Source organism: Streptomyces sp. Ru73, assembly GCF_002920575.1.
GTDB lineage: Bacteria > Actinomycetota > Actinomycetes > Streptomycetales > Streptomycetaceae > Streptomyces.
The window spans coordinates 1-14,566 of the sequence record NZ_PQSQ01000038.1; the positions used below are offsets into that span (position 1 = coordinate 1).

10 protein-coding genes are annotated in these 14,566 nt (G+C 74.3%); 4 read left to right on the forward strand and 6 right to left on the reverse strand.

Annotated elements, in window-relative coordinates; all coding sequences use genetic code 11:
- A partial coding sequence (locus C3486_RS18055; RefSeq protein ID WP_103833749.1) for a hypothetical protein occupies positions 1–2,033 on the reverse strand: 2,033 nt, incomplete at its 3' end.
- 369 nt (positions 2,034–2,402) lie between these two features.
- Entirely contained in the window at positions 2,403–3,791 is a 1,389-nt protein-coding gene (locus C3486_RS18060) for a transcriptional regulator (protein WP_103833750.1), read from the reverse strand.
- Positions 3,792–4,249: 458 nt separating this feature from the next.
- Between C3486_RS18060 and C3486_RS18065 the strand changes: the two genes are divergently transcribed.
- The 3 genes from C3486_RS18065 (at position 4,250) to C3486_RS18075 (ending at position 7,756) form a co-directional block, all read left to right on the forward strand.
- Positions 4,250–4,924, forward strand: a complete 675-nt coding sequence (locus tag C3486_RS18065; protein ID WP_103833796.1) for a bifunctional DNA primase/polymerase — start codon at positions 4,250–4,252, stop codon at positions 4,922–4,924.
- 367 nt (positions 4,925–5,291) lie between these two features.
- Positions 5,292–6,113, forward strand: coding sequence for an ABC transporter ATP-binding protein (locus C3486_RS18070; protein WP_103833751.1), 822 nt, complete (start codon positions 5,292–5,294; stop codon positions 6,111–6,113).
- Positions 6,110–7,756 carry a transporter gene (locus C3486_RS18075; protein WP_103833752.1) on the forward strand — a complete coding sequence of 549 codons (1,647 nt, stop codon included), beginning with the start codon at positions 6,110–6,112 and terminating at the stop codon, positions 7,754–7,756. The genes C3486_RS18070 and C3486_RS18075 overlap by 4 nt, the downstream gene beginning before the upstream one ends.
- Positions 7,757–8,165: 409 nt before the next feature.
- Here the strand turns inward: C3486_RS18075 and C3486_RS18080 are convergent, their stop codons facing one another.
- Both C3486_RS18080 and C3486_RS18085 read right to left on the reverse strand, forming a co-directional pair.
- A complete protein-coding gene (locus C3486_RS18080) occupies positions 8,166–9,047 on the reverse strand; it encodes an alpha/beta fold hydrolase (RefSeq protein ID WP_103833753.1) in 882 nt (293 codons plus the stop codon).
- Between the two features lie 735 nt (positions 9,048–9,782).
- Positions 9,783–10,475, reverse strand: a complete 693-nt coding sequence (locus tag C3486_RS18085) for a metal-dependent transcriptional regulator (protein ID WP_103833754.1) — start codon at positions 10,473–10,475, stop codon at positions 9,783–9,785.
- Positions 10,476–10,841: 366 nt separating this feature from the next.
- Between C3486_RS18085 and C3486_RS18090 the strand changes: the two genes are divergently transcribed.
- Positions 10,842–11,600: an SIS domain-containing protein gene (locus C3486_RS18090; protein ID WP_103833755.1), complete on the forward strand. Its 759-nt coding sequence runs from the start codon at positions 10,842–10,844 to the stop codon at positions 11,598–11,600.
- Positions 11,601–11,743: 143 nt separating this feature from the next.
- On the opposite strand, the gene C3486_RS18095 is transcribed toward C3486_RS18090, so the two are convergent.
- Positions 11,744–13,150: a PAS domain-containing protein gene (locus C3486_RS18095; RefSeq protein WP_103833756.1), complete on the reverse strand. Its 1,407-nt coding sequence runs from the start codon at positions 13,148–13,150 to the stop codon at positions 11,744–11,746.
- 471 nt (positions 13,151–13,621) lie between these two features.
- Positions 13,622–14,305 carry a pyridoxamine 5'-phosphate oxidase gene (gene pdxH / locus C3486_RS18100; RefSeq protein ID WP_258052846.1) on the reverse strand — a complete coding sequence of 228 codons (684 nt, stop codon included), beginning with the start codon at positions 14,303–14,305 and terminating at the stop codon, positions 13,622–13,624.
- Positions 14,306–14,566 lie beyond the last annotated feature (261 nt).

Below are 14,566 nucleotides of genomic sequence, written 5' to 3' on the forward strand. Positions count from 1 at the left end.
GCCTTGCCCTTGTGGCAGCCCTTCTTGCCCGCGTGCGCGACCTGGTCGGCCCAGGTGGCGTAGTGGTTGTCGGCCGCCGCCGAGGACTTCCAGGCGTTGGTGAGCGCGGTGGTCAGCGCGAGGTGGTCGGGGATGTCGTCGACGGGGAGCTTGCCCAGCCGGGTGACCAGGTCGTTGCGCTGCTTCGCCGCGTCCCGCAGGTCCTTGGCCGCGTCCCCGAGCTTCTTGCAGGACTTGATGCTGCCGACCGCGCCGATCACCGCCGAACGGCTGTTGTTGCTGTCCTTGAGCAGCGCGTCCAGCTCCTTGGCCTGCGCCTCGGCCGGGTCCGCCGTCGGCGACGGCTTCTCCCGCTGCACCGTGCCCGCCGACGCCTTGCCGCCGTCCTTCTTCGCATCGTCGTCGCCGCTGCCGCTGAGCGCGTAGCCGACACCGAGCCCGGCGCCGACGCAGACCACCACGACGGCACCGATGACCGCGGCGGGCGCGAGCTTGCGGCGGCGCTCACCGCCGCCGTGGCCCTGGCGGCCCTCGGCGTTGAACCCGCCCTGCGGCGGGAAGCCGCCCGGCTGCGGCCCGCCCGGTGCGGGCTGCTGCGCCCCGTACGGCTGCTGCCCCGGGAAGCCCTGCGCCGGCGGCTCCTCGAAGCGCGGCATCTGCTGGGTGGACGCCGGGGAGTCGGCCTCCGCGGCGGCACCGGCGCCGGTACCGGCACCGGCGCTGCCCGGACCGTCACGGAAGAGGCCGTCGAACTCGGCGGGCGTCGGCCGGTCGCCCGGCATCCCCGGCCGGATGGCGAACGGCGCGCCCGGCGGGGGCTGCGGCGTACCGCCGCCGACCGGCGGGATGAGCTGGGTCGCCGCCTCGGTGCCGTCGGGCGAACCGGGCGCCTTCGGCATGACCGGGCGGCGCAGCATCGTGGTGGACTCGGCGTCCGACTCGGGCCGCTTGTTCTCGGGCGGCAGCGAGCCGGGCATGGGGCCGGGGCCGCCCTGTGCGGGGGGCATCGGCTGGGCACCGGGGCTTCTGTGTCTGCCGTGCGGGGCGCTCCCGTCCTGCCCCTGCTGCTGGCTCCGCTGCGGGGCCTGCTGCTGGGCGAAAGGCGGTATGAGCTGGGTCGCCTCGCTGTCCCCGGCCATGGGCGGGAGGTACTGCGTGGCCTCGGCGTCCCCGGCCGCGGGCGGCAGCGGACCGGCGCCCGGCGCACCGGCGGGCGGCATCGGGGCGCCCGCACCGCGCTCGTCGGCGGGCGGCAGGGGCGCGGCGGGCTGCCGCTCGGCACGCACGAGCGCGCCACGGGTCCCGTTTCCGGCACCTTCTGCAGCGGGCTCCTCAGGAGCCGCGGGCTGCTGCGGGTAGCCGTAACCGGCGGACTGCCCGTTCCGGCTGTGGTCGTTGTTCTGGCTGCTCTGACCGAACTGGCCGAACTGGCCGTTCTGATCGGCCGCGCCGCCGTACGAAGGCTGGGGGCCCGGCGCACCGTAGGCGTCCTGACCGCCGTACGGGGCCTGGCCGGCGTACGAGGGCTGCGCGCCGTAGGAGGGCTGAGCGCCGTACGCGGGCTGCTGGCCGTACGGAGGCTGCTGGCCCTGCGGGGGCTGCTGGCCCTGCGGGGGCTGCGCCCCGTAGGAAGGCTGGGGTGCGGCCCCGTAAGACGGTTGAGCGCCGTACGAGGGCTGGGCGCCGTACGTGTCCTGCGGCTGCGCGCCGTAGGTCTGCGGACCGCTCGGGTACGCCGTACCGCCCTGCGGCTGCTCCGCGGGCATCGGCGGCACCGGCGGCTGTCCCTGGGGCGGCGGGTAGGCGCCCGGCTGCTGCGGCGCACCGTAGGAATCCTGCTGTCCGGCCCCGTAGGAACCCTGCTGCGGGGCCTGGGACGGCCCCCAGGGCTCGCCCCACGGCTGACCGGCGGCGGGCGCGGACTGCTGGTCGGGCACGTACGGCTCGCCGCCGTTCGCGGGCAGCACCACGCCCTCGCGCGCGGGCCCGCCCGCAGCATTCTGCGAGTCGCCACCCTGTCCGCTCTGCGTCACCGGGACTCCTACTTCTGCTTCTTACGGAATCGTCGGCTCACGCTACCGGGTAGCAGTCACGTTCGACCACGTCCCCTGGTCACCGGCCACTTGACGCACACCGGCCCCGTCCGGCGATTCCGGAGGATCGACGGACAAACGGGACGGCCGGCGGGAGAGGCCGGACAAGGGGCGGGGGGCGAGCGAAAGAGGGGTGCGACGGACAGCACACCGAGGGCCCGGAGGCGCCCCGCACACCGAGGGCCCGGAGACGGTCCGCACGCCGGTGAGGCGGAGGCGGTCCGCACGCCGGTGGGCCCCGTCCCGCCCCGGGACGAGGCCCACCACCCCTCTCCTCCTCTTCTCTTGCGCGTTCGTCCTCTTACGCGGTCACGCCGCCCGCAGCTCCAGTCGTGCGGCGAACTCCCGGACCACCGCCTCCTCCCGGTACGGCTCCAGGCGCGCCTGGAAGTCCTCCAGGTACTCCGTGCCGCGCGAGGAGCGCAGTCCGCTCAGCAACTCGGCCGCCTGCGTGCCCGTATGACACGCCTGCTCGATCTCGCGCTGCTGCACCTGCGCACTCGCGAGCAGCACCAGCCCGATGGCGCGCCGCCGCGCCCGGCTGTCGGGGAGCCCGGCGAGCGCCTGCTCGGCCTGCTGGCCCGCCGCGGTCGCCTGGCCCAAGTCCCGGTGGCAGTGCGCCAGTTCATCGGCGAGGTAGGCGGGGTCGAAGTGCGCGATCCACGCCGGATCGTCGCCCGCGTCCGTGGCGGCACCGGCCCGCTCCATGGCGGCCACCGCGCGCCCGGCCACGGTCTGGAACGCGCGCTCGTCCCCCATCAGCGCGTGCCCGCGCGCCTCCGCGGCGCAGAACATCGCCTCGGCGCGCGGCGTCACGTGCCCCCGCGCACCTTCCTGCGCCGCCCGCGCGAGCTGGGCGATCTCGCGGGGGTTGCCGAGCGAGGCGGCGAGGTGGCTCATGCTCGCGGCGAGCACGTAACCGCCGTACCCGCGGTCGCCCGCCGCCTGGGCAAGCCGCAGCGCCTGGATGTAGTACCGCTGCGCCAGCCCCGGCTGCCCGGTGTCGACGGCCATGTACCCGCCGAGCTCGGTCAACCGGGCGACGGCGGCGAACAGTTCGCGGCCGACCGACTCGCGGTAGGAGCCGGCGAGCAGCCCGGAGACCACGCTGTTCAGGTAGTGCACGACGACCGGGCGGACGTGCCCGCTGCCGTACTGGTGGTCGAGCTCGCTGAGGGCGCTCGTCATCGAGCGCACCGCCTCGACGTCCGACATGCCCACCCGGGCACCGGCGTTGCGCGCGACCTGGGTGTCGGCGCCGGTGATGAGCCAGTCGCGGCTGGGCTCGACGAGCGCGGAGGCGGCGACGGTCGAGCCGCTGAGGAAGTCCCGGCGGCCGACGTCGCTCCGCCACAGCTCGCAGACCTGTTCTATTGCGCCGAGGACAGTGGGTGAGAACTGGAGGCCGACGCCGGAGGCGAGGTTCTTGCCGTCGGCCATGCCGATCTCGTCGATGGTGACCGTGCGCCCCAGCTTGCGGCCCAGCGCCTCGGCGATGATGGCGGGCGCCCGGCCGCGGGGCTGCTGGCCGCGCAGCCAGCGGGCGACGGACGTCTTGTCGTAGCGCAGATCCAGGCCGTGCTCGGCGCCGCACACGTTGACGCGGCGGGCGAGTCCGGCGTTGGAACAGGCAGCTTCCTGGATGAGCGCCTGCAGCCGTTCGTTCGGCTGCCGCGCGACGAGTGGCCTGGCGGCCATGCTGTACCCCCTGTGTACTGCGGCGCGTTCACCGTCGAACGCCGTCCCCGTCCATCATTTCCCGCCCATACCCGCGATATCCGCGATACCGCTGATATCGCCGTTAACCGGCATATCTGCGGTATCAGCGGTATCAGTGCTCTCCGTCATGCCTTCGACCTGCTGCCAATTGCCCGTTGTGCTGTTCGATATGAGCGCATACGGGAAGGCGCACGGCGTCCGCCTTCTGGTCCACGCGGCGTACCGCACCGGGGCGCGCCCTTCGGAACGCCCGCGGGGCACACGGCCCGCCGCCGGGCGGCCTCTCCGCCCTCACGCAAGTGGCTACCCAGCCTCCACCGCACGGCCTCGTACGCGCCCCCGCCCGTGCATCCATGCGCCCCACATGCAAGAACGTTGCGCCGGGCCGTGCCACGGGATGGCCGTAACCCTTGGTGACAGCGGAAGTTGTGCCGTTCGTGGAACAGAGCAGCGGAGTCACAGGAACCCCACAGGTCCCCCAGCAGCGCGGTGAGCGGCTGCTCGACATTGCGGTGCGTTACGCGGCGGAACGCCATTGGGACGTACTCCCCGGCGCATGGCTGGAAGACGACGGTGCGACGACGTACTGCTCGTGCGGCGCGCGTGACTGCCGCACGCCCGGCGCCCACCCCCTCGCGACGGACTGGACCACGGCCGCGACCGGCAGCGCCTCCGTCATCCACACCCTGTGGACGGAACACCCGCGCGCGTCGATCCTCCTCCCGACCGGGCGCACCTTCGACGCGCTGGACGTACCGGAGACCGCGGGCTGCCTGGCACTGGCCCGTCTGGAGCGGCGCGGCCTGCCGCTCGGCCCGGTCATCCGCACCCCGGACCGCCGGATGCTCTTCCTCGTTCTCCCGGGAGCCGCCACCAAGGTCCCCGACCTCGTACGGAAGCTGGGCTGGTCCTCCCCCGCCGGCATCGGCCTCCGCCTCCACGGCGAGGGCACCTACCTCCCCGCCCCGCCCACCCGCACCGGCCGCTACGCCCCCGTCCAGTGGGCCGTACCCCCCACCCCCGCCAACCGCTGGCTCCCCGACACCGAAGACCTCCTCAGCCCCCTCGCCTACGCCTGCGGCCGCGAGGCGGCGATGCTGCGGATGTCCTGAGGGACGGGGCGGGGGGCTGGGGCCGGGGGGCGGGGCTGGGAACGGGGGCGGGGTCCAGGGACGGGGGCCGGAGGCGGGGGGCCGGGGGCCGGGGGCCAGGGACGGGGGGCGCGGGCGGGGGCCGGGGGCCAGGGACGGGGGGCGCGGGCGGGGGCCGGGGGCGCGGGCGGGGGCCGAGGCGCCGCTTTCCGCAAAAGCCCCCTCCGGGGCCCCTCCCCCTCCCCCGGATTTTCCTTGGCGGCCAGTCGTCGGACGCCACCACCCTCGCCCCCAATCGGCCCGTGCCCTGCCCCCGCCCGGCGCATATCGTGGGGCGTGGCGGGGGCGTGACCAGTTCCTGCCATGACGTCTATGGACAGGGGAACCGGTGACGACCGAAGGTTCGGGTGCTGTGGAAGAGACTGGCACAGCTGCCGCTCCGGCGGCTGTGCGTATCCACAGCCTCTGGAAGAAGTATGGAGATCACACCGCCGTCGCGGGCATCGATCTGACGCTGCCCGCCGGGCGGTTCATCGGGCTCGTGGGCCCGAACGGGGCGGGCAAGACGACCACGCTGTCGATGGTCACGGGGCTGCTGCGACCGGACGCGGGACAGGTGGAGATCGGCGGGCACGACGTCTGGCAGGACCCGGTCGCCGTGAAGTCCAGGATCGGCGTACTGCCCGAAGGGCTGCGGCTCTTCGAGCGGCTCTCCGGAGCCGAACTCCTCTCGTACATCGGACGGCTGCGGGGGCTGCCCGGCGACGAGGTGGACAAGCGGGCCGGTCAGCTGCTGGAGGTCCTCGACCTCTCCGGGGCCCGCAACAAGCTGGTCGTCGACTACTCCACCGGCATGCGGAAGAAGATCGGTCTGGCGGCCGCGCTGCTGCACAACCCGGAGATCCTCTTCCTCGACGAGCCCTTCGAAGGGGTGGACCCGGTCTCCGCGCAGACCATCCGCGGCGTGCTGGAGCGTTACACCCGGTCCGGCGCGACCGTCGTCTTCTCCAGCCACGTCATGGAGCTGGTCGAGTCGCTGTGCGACTGGGTGGCCGTGATGGCGGGCGGCAAGATCCGCGCGGACGGGCCGATCGCCGAGGTACGCGGTGACGCGGCCACGCTCCAGGACGCGTTCCTCGAACTGGTCGGCGCGGGCCGCACCCGGGCCGGTCAGAACCTGGACTGGCTGGGCGGGGGCGGCGCCCGATGAGCACGCAGGTCCAGCCGGTGAGCCGGCCGTCGGCCACGAGACCGGCGCCCGCCCTCACCCCCCTCTTCGTACGGCTGAAGCTGTCGCTGCTCAAGAACGGGCTGCGACAGTCGGCCGGCCGCACCGCCGCGTATATCGCCTCCATCGTCATCACCCTGGTGATCGCGGCCGGCCTGCTGCTGGGGCTGATCCTGCTGCGCGGCGTGCCCGGAGCCCCGACGCTGGCCGTGCTGCTCACCGCGCTCCTCACCCTCGGCTGGGCGGCGATGCCGCTGTTCTTCCCCAGCGGTGACGAGACGCTGGACCCGACGCGGCTGGTCATGCTGCCGCTGCGGCCCCGGCCGATGATCGTTTCGCTGCTGGTCGCCTCGCTCATCGGCGTCGGGCCGGTCTTCACCCTCGTGCTGGCGGCCGGTTCCGTGGTCGCCGTGGCGCACGGCGCGGCGGCCGCGGTCGTCGGCGTCGTCGCGACGGTACTGGTCCTGCTGGTGTGCGCGGCGCTCGCCCGCGCCATCGCCACCGCGAACGTCCGGCTGCTCTCCAGCCGCCGCGGCCGTGACCTCGCCGTCCTCAGCGGCCTGTTCGTCGCGCTCGGCGCGCAGGGCATCAACATCGGCGCGACGAAGCTCTCCCAGGCGCACAGCCTGACGGTGCTGGAGCCGGTGTCCGACGTACTGCGCTGGATTCCGCCGGCCTCCGCCGTGGACGCCGTGGCCGCGACGAGCGAGGGGGCGTACGGGCGTGCCGCGCTCGGGCTCGCGCTCTCCGCGCTCGCGCTGGTGCTCCTCCTGTGGTGGTGGGTCCGCACCCTCACCCGGGTCATGACCGCACCCGACTCCTCCACCCTGCAGGCCGCCGAGCAGGACAGCGGCCGCCGGCGCGGTGACCGGGCGGGCGGCGGCTGGTCGCGGCTGCTGCCGGGCGGCCGTACGGGGACGGTCATGCAGCGCACGCTGCGCTACGCCTGGCGGGACCCGAAGACGAAGATGGGCTGGGCGACGGGGCTCGGCGTCGGGCTGCTCGTTCCCGTCGTGTCGGTCGTACAGGGCAACGGCAGTGTCTACACGGCGTGCTGGGCGTCGGGGCTGCTCGGGATGCAGATGTACAACCAGTTCGGCCAGGACACCTCGGCGTTCTGGATGGTGGCCTCGACGATCTCCACGCGGCGCGACGCGTACGTGGAGCTGCGCGCGCGGGCGCTGGCGCTGTGCCTGGTCGCCGTGCCGTACGTGTCGCTGGTGGTGGTCGGTGCCGCGGCGTTCCTCGGTGACTGGGAGGTGTTCCCGGAGGCGTACGGGCTCGCGCTCGCGCTGCTGGGTGCGCTGGTCGCCACCGGCGCGTTCGCGTCCGCGCGCTTCCCGTACTCGGTTCCGTCCGAGGGCAACAAGAACGTCGCGCCGGGGCAGGCCGGGCTGGCCTGGATCAGCATCTTCGGCGGGATGTTGGTGGGCGCGCTGCTCTGCGCGCCGGTGCTCGGGCTGACCATCGGGCTCCATGTGGCGGGGCTGCACGGACTGTTGTGGCTGGTCCTGCCGGTGGGTGTGGCCTACGGGGTGGGCGTGGCCCTTCTGGGGCTGCGGCTCAGCGCCCCACTTGTGCTGCGCCGGCTGCCGGAGATCCTGACGGCGGTGAGCCGGGGGTAGCCGGGGGTAGCCGGGGCGCCCATAAGCGCTGCCCGGTCACCCGCGAGCCGGGACCCGGACGCCCGCGGGCCGGGTCCCGCTCGTCCCGCCGGACGCCCATCGACGCCGCCCCGACCCCCCATCGGCACTGCCCGTTCGCCCGCGAGCCGGGACCCGGTCACCCGCGGGCCGGGGCCCGGACGCCCGCGGGCCGGGACCCGGTCGTCCCCGATGCGGGCCCGGTTATCCGTGACGCTGCCCCGCTCGTCCGCGACGCGGGCCCGGTCGGCCGCCCGCGCCCCGCGGCCCGGCCGCCGTACGGCGTGTGCCCCGGAGCCTCGGCTCCGGGGCACACGCGCGTCCGGATCGTTTCGTCCGCCCGCCGCCCTCACCGCTGACCGCTGCCGAAAGGATCCGCCTGTGCCCGCGGTCAGCTCGGCAGGGCCGCGTGGAGGAACGGCTCGAGGGAGCGGCGCCACTCGTCGGGGCGCTCCCACGGGAGGAGATGGCCGGCGTCGGCGATCTCGGCGTAGGCGCCGCGTGGCAGGACGCGGACCATCTCCTGGGCCTCGGCGCGGCCCAGTTCGCCGTCCAGGCCGCGGACGACGAGCGTCGGGCACTGGACGAGCGCCAGCTCCTCCCAGTGCGCGTCGTACACCCAGGCCTCGCGGACGGCGAGCATCTGGCGGCGGGAGAAGACCGGGCGCCAGCCGTCCGCGCGCTCGGCCATCACCTCGGCGAAGAACTCGCCGCGCACCGGGCGGGGCCGCTCCAGCGTGGGGTCGTCCTCGCCGAACCACTTGCGGACGTCGGCGAGGGTGGCGAACGGGACCGGCCAGGAGCGGAACCACGCCTCCCACTCGCGCTGCGAGGCCGCGCCCAGCGCCGAGGCGCGCATGTCGCAGATGACCAGGGCGCTGACCAGGTCGGGCCGCCGGGCGGCGAGCTGCCAGGCGGTGAGCGCTCCCATGGAGTGACCGATGAGCGCGACCGGGGCGAGCTTGAGCTGTTCGATCGTGGCGATGGCGTCGTCCACGTACGTACCGCGGTCGAACGGCCCGTCGGTGGGCTTCTCGCTGCGGCCGTGGCCGCGCTGGTCGAGACCCACGGGGCGGTAGCGCGCGCCGAGCCAGCGGGCGGTCTCCGCCCAGTGCGCCGCCCGTCCCATGAGGCCGTGCAGGAGCAGTACGCCGTGGCCGCGTCCGTTGTACTGCCGCTCCGCTCCCTCGCCGTCGGCCTTGGGAGGGTCGGTGAACTCCCAGGCCGCGAGCCGTACACCCCCGCTACCTGTCACGTCGATGCGCCGCACCATTGCTTGGCACCCCCATCCGTCCCTTGAGCAGCCCCACACTATCGAACCCGTATTCGAATGTATCGCCGTCGCGCCTCAACACCCCTCGTACGAGTGACCATGCTCAAGGATTGGCCGCCCGCCGCAGGGAAAGAGTGTGAGCGGGAGGCGGGCCCTGACGGGAAGAGGGCCCGCGGGGGAAGACCCTGAGAGCTCGGGGCTCCGGGTCTTCGCGGGGGGACATGGGGAGGCAGGGCCCCGGCTGCTCGCAGCGCCGGGGCCCCTGCTGTCCATGGGCCACCGGCCGGGCGGTTCCGTACGCGGACTCATCCGAGCCCCCTCCCCAAGGGATCGCCGGCGTGCGGCCGGATGCTCCCCGTGCACCCGCCGCCGCCCGGCCCCCGGTCCTCAACGCCTCATGTCCATGCGCCCGCGCGCATGCGACAGCGCCAGCGTGACACGGAGCCGCGGCCACCGCTCGCATTCCGCCAACTCCGTGCCGGGCAGGGCGGAACGGCGCGCCGTGGCGCAGGCCATTGCTCCAGGTCAGGGCCGCAATGACAGGCGGCGAAAAGGTGAAAAATTCCCCCGCGGGACGGCGAAGCGGAATGTGCCGCGGGGAGCGTCAGGGAGAGCGTCGTACCGGGTGGGCGCCTGCGCAGCGAGTACGGAGGCGGCACCACACCGGCGAAGCGGAGCGCCCGTGCCGGGACGCGGCGGCCGGCGGGACGGCGCCGGCGGGTGGGGCGTGCGGGGTCAGCGCTTGGCGACGAAGACGTGCTGGGCGATGTCGGTGGCCAGCTCGGCGGCCTCGCCGCTGCTGCCCACCAGCACACCGGCCGGCGACTCCGTCACGCTCACCACGGCACCCGGCTGCACCCCGGCGCGCCGGAGTGTGTACATCAGCTGGGCGTCTGTCTGGATGGGCTCGCCGATCCGCCGCACGACGACGGTCTTGCCCTCGGCACCCGGGTCGAGGTCCAGCAGGCTCAGCAGGCCGTCGTCCAGGAACGCATCGGCCTCGGCCTTCTCGCCCAGCTCGTCCAGGCCGGGGATGGGATTGCCGTACGGCGACTCGGTCGGGTGCCGCAGCAGCTCCAGGACGCGGCGCTCCACCGCCTCGCTCATCACGTGCTCCCAGCGGCAGGCCTCGGCGTGCACCTGCTCCCACTCCAGGCCGATCACGTCGACGAGCAGGCACTCGGCGAGCCGGTGCTTGCGCATCACGCGGGTCGCCAGGCGGCGGCCCTCCTCGGTCAGCTCCAGGTGGCGGTCGCCCGCGACCTGGACCAGGCCGTCCCGCTCCATCCGCGCCACGGTCTGGCTGACCGTCGGACCGCTCTGGTCGAGCCGCTCGGCAATGCGAGCGCGCATCGGGACCACACCTTCCTCTTCCAGTTCGAGGATGGTGCGGAGATACATCTCCGTGGTGTCGATCAGTCCGGACATGCGTGCCCCTCGGCTGTGTCGTGCGGTGGCCCTGGATTCAATTCTGACGCATCCCACCGACAACGGTGCCGCCCGCGGGCCGGAGGGCGGCTCCGGCGGCGGGCCGGAGCCGGGCACGGGGCCGGTGTACCGCCCGTGACCAGGGACGCACGGTGCCACATGTGCCGCCGGCCGGCACCTTTCGGCCGTACGGCACGGGCGCCGTATTGACAGGGCACTGGTCCAGACCGCAACGTGAGCCGCGCCACGACCGCGGGACCGGTACGACCGGGTACCGCCGCGGCGGCCGTGCACCACTGCGGCGGGAGGCGACCGCCCGGTTCCGACCGGCCGGGCGGGACCGTACGAGGAGAGGGGCGCTCCGCGATGGGCGAGAGCAAGGGCCTGGCCGGGCAGTACTTCGACGCCGCGATCGAGCTGCTGCGGACGGTGCGCGACACCCAGGGGGAACGGATCGCCGAGGCCGGGACGCTGATCGCCGACACCGTGGCGGCCGGCGGCCGGATCTTCGCCTTCGGCGCCGGGCACTCCTCGCTGCCCGCCCAGGACACCGTCTACCGCGCGGGCGGGCTGGCGGTGATGAACCTGCTGGCCGTGCCGGGCGTGGTGGGCGTCGACGTGATGCCGGCGACGCTGGGCAGCGCGCTGGAGCGGGTGGACGGGCTGGCCGCCGCCGTCCTGGACACCAGCCCGGCGCGGGCCGGTGACGTCCTGGTGATCATCTCGCTGTCGGGGCGGAACGCGCTGCCCGTGGAGATGGCGATGAACGCCCGTGCGCTCGGCCTGAAGGTGATCGGGCTGACCTCGGTCGCGTACGCGGACGGCACCAAGTCGCGGCACGTCTCGGGCACGTACCTCAAGGACCACTGCGACATCGTGCTGGACAGCCGCATCCCGGTCGGGGACGCGGAGCTGACGGCGCCGGGCATCGAGGCGCCGTTCGCGCCCGCCTCCACGGTCGTCACCAGCGCGGTCATGCAGGCGGTCGTGGCGACCGCGGCCGGTGCGCTCGCCGAGCGCGGCATCGACCCGCCGCTGCTGCGCTCCGGCAACGTCGACGGCGGCCACGACTGGAACGGCCGGGTCATGCGGGAGTACGCGGACCGGATCTTCTACCGGCACTGAGGCCGCTGCCGGCGCCGAGAGCACGCGGGCCCGGAGCCGGGCGCCCCGTCGGCCCAAAGCGCGGGCGCGGAGCCCGGCGCCCCGTCGGCCGGAAGCGCGGGCGCCCCGTGGGGCGCGCTCCCGGCCTCCGCGCCCCGGCCGCCTCATCTCTTCCCCAGGACGTCCGCCAGGTCCAGGGAGGCGGCGATGCGGGATGCGACGTCCTCGGCGTACGTGGCGTCCGCGCGGTCGAACGGGCGGCGGGAGGCGCCGCGCAGGAACGTGGCCACGCCCACCGTCCGGCCCCGGCTGCGCAGCACCACGCACAGGCCGTGCACCGTGCCCTCGGGCCACTTGCGTGCCGCCGCCCAGCCCTCCGGCGAGGCCGCGAGGCCCGCGCTGGCCCGGACCGAGCCCCGGCGCCGGTACGCCTGGACGGCCGGGTGGCCCGGTACGTACGCCAGCGGAATGCCGGTGACCGCGACCGGCTGCGAGGGGCCGGGCGCGCCCGTGGGCGAGGCGAGGGCCCGGACCAGCCGCGGGACGGGGTCGGCCGCGTCGTCGGACGGCTCGGGGTCCGCGTCCTCGATGGGCGTGGCGGTGTCCATGCCGGCGGGCGGCCGGCCGGCGGGCGCGGGCGGCCCCGCCAGGTCGACCAGGCCGTGGTCGGCGAAGCCGGCCAGCGCGAAGTCCAGCTGGACGGCGGCCGCCTCCATCGGGTCCTCGCACTCGGCGGCGGCACGGCCCGCGCGGTGCAGCTGGTGGGCGCGGAACCGCTGGAGCGAGCTGTCCTGTTCGCCGCGCTTGATGTCGGTGATGTCCTGGAAGAGCCAGCCGACGCCGAGCGGTACGGGCTCCTCGGCGAGCGGGGACGCCAGCCGCAGGAAGCCGCTGCGCCAGCACCGGCGCGGCTCCTCCGCCTCCTCCGAGCGCAGCGTCACCCACAGCTCGGTGGCGGCCGGGGGCGCGCCCTCGGCGAGGACGTGCTGGAGGGCGGCCTCCAGCTCCTCGACGCCCTGCGCGAGCAGGTCACCCAGCGGGCGCCCGAGGACGTGGGTGCGCCCCAGGCCCAGGGCGCGCGCCGCGTGGGTGTTGACGACGGCGGGGCGGAGGTCGGCGTCGACGAGGACCACGCCCCAGGAGGCGTCGTCGAAGAGCGCCTCGCTGAGCGCGATGGAGCGCTCCAGGTCGATCTGGGTGTGCACCTCGCTGAAGGCGCAGTACACCCCGGCGGGCGCGCCGTCGGGGCCGGTGACGGCGGAGGACTGGGTGCGCACGAGGACGCGGCCGCCCTCCTTGGTGAGCAGCGCGAACTCGTGCACCTGGCGGCCCGGTGAGGTCATGGCGGCCATCAGGGCCGTGTGCACCTCGTCGGCGTCCTCGGCGCGCACGGCCCAGCCGGCCAGCCCCGCGCGGCCGACCGCCTCGGCGGCGGTCCAGCCGAGGATGCGTTCGGCCTCACGGTTCCAGTGCGTGACGGTGCCGTCGGCGTCGAAGGCGCACAGGGCGGCGTCCATGCCGTCCAGGAGTGCCGCGAGCAGCCCGGAGTCCTCGCTGTCGGGCGGGCTCATGCCCTGGTCCGCCTCCTGGCCGTGGCTCTGGTCCGGGCGGCCCGGTTCTCCGGGCAGCGCGGCGTTGAAGTGGCGGGACGAAGCAGTCACTGGCACCCCCTGCTGGACGCGGCTGCACGTGCTGCACGTCGGATCATTCAACTGGAACGTGACACAGCCCACACCCCATTCCGGGAAATCCGTGCCCGCCGGAAATTCGGTTGTGGCGGGCCGGGCGGGTTCCTAGTGTGTGGAGCACACGAGAAGGGAGGTGGTTCGGCAGATGTATGCACACCGGACGCGTGAGGTGGCTGCGGGCTAGCGGCCCGTCGCTTCACTCAGTGCAGCGCCGGACCAGCGCACGAGAGCTGTGCGCAGCCGGCCAATCCCAAGCAGTCACCCGACCCGCGGGCCGCCGGTTCGTCCGACCGGCCCCCGGCGCTCCCGGCGCCGGGGAAATGGCCCGCGGGTCGTCTGCGTGTACGGCCCTCCTCAGGGAGCCAGGCGCTCCACGGTCCAGCCGCCGCCCGGCGTGCGGACGTACCGCAGGCGGTCGTGCAGGCGGTTCTCGCGCCCCTGCCAGAACTCCACGCTCTCGGCGGCGACCCGGTAGCCGCCCCAGTGCGGCGGCGCCGGCACCTGCTCGCCCTCGGGGTAGCGGGCCGCGAGCTCGGCATGTGCCCGCTCCAGCTCCTCCCGCGAGCCGACCACCGAGGACTGCTCGCTGGCCCAGGCGCCCAGCTGCGAGCCGTGCGGGCGGGTGCGGAAGTACGCGGCGGTCTCGTCGCGGCCGATGCGCTCCGCCATGCCCCCGACGATGACCTGGCGGGCGAGCGGGTGCCAGGGGAAGAGCAGCGAGACGGCCGGATTCCGCCCCAGTTCACGGCCCTTGCGGCTGGCGTAGTTGGTGAAGAAGACGAAGCCGCGGTCGTCGAACGCCTTCAGCAGGACGGTGCGGGAGCTGGGCCGCCCGTCCTCGCCGACGGTGGAGACGACCATGGCGTTGGGTTCGTGTATGCCGCTCGCGGCCGCTTCCTTGAACCAGCGCGCGAACTGTTCGTACGGAGTGCCCGCCAGATCTTCCTCTGCGAGGCCGTGCGCGCGGTACTGGGCACGCATCGAGGCGGGGTCGGGGTGGGCTGCGTCGGCAGGGTGCACGGGCATATCTTGCAGCATCCGGCGGGCCGCGGGGGCGGTCGGCGGAGTGCTCGTGCGCCACTCGTGGCCGGGCAGTCTGCCCGTCTTCAGCGGCGCGTAACCCTCGCGTCAGCAAATCGCACAGTGTGCCGGATGTCACGCTTCCCCGCACGTGCGGAACCCACCAAAATCATCTGCTGGGACGCTGTGGGCTCCGGACATCCGGAGATATGGTGTCCGCCCCGAAGTGCCGGAACGAACGGGTGACGCATCGTCACCGCCCGCGGTCCGACCGGAATG

What these genes read in the sequence shown, in the direction of transcription:
- C3486_RS18060 (WP_103833750.1), bottom strand. Translation starts at nt 3,791, where the DNA reads ATGGCCGCCAGGCCACTCGTCGCGCGGCAGCCGAACGAACGGCTGCAG.
- C3486_RS18075 (WP_103833752.1), top strand. Translation starts at nt 6,110, where the DNA reads ATGAGCACGCAGGTCCAGCCGGTGAGCCGGCCGTCGGCCACGAGACCG.
- C3486_RS18080 (WP_103833753.1), bottom strand. Translation starts at nt 9,047, where the DNA reads ATGGTGCGGCGCATCGACGTGACAGGTAGCGGGGGTGTACGGCTCGCG.
- C3486_RS18085 (WP_103833754.1), bottom strand. Translation starts at nt 10,475, where the DNA reads ATGTCCGGACTGATCGACACCACGGAGATGTATCTCCGCACCATCCTC.
- C3486_RS18090 (WP_103833755.1), top strand. Translation starts at nt 10,842, where the DNA reads ATGGGCGAGAGCAAGGGCCTGGCCGGGCAGTACTTCGACGCCGCGATC.
- C3486_RS18095 (WP_103833756.1), bottom strand. Translation starts at nt 13,150, where the DNA reads ATGAGCCCGCCCGACAGCGAGGACTCCGGGCTGCTCGCGGCACTCCTG.
- pdxH (WP_258052846.1), bottom strand. Translation starts at nt 14,305, where the DNA reads ATGCTGCAAGATATGCCCGTGCACCCTGCCGACGCAGCCCACCCCGAC.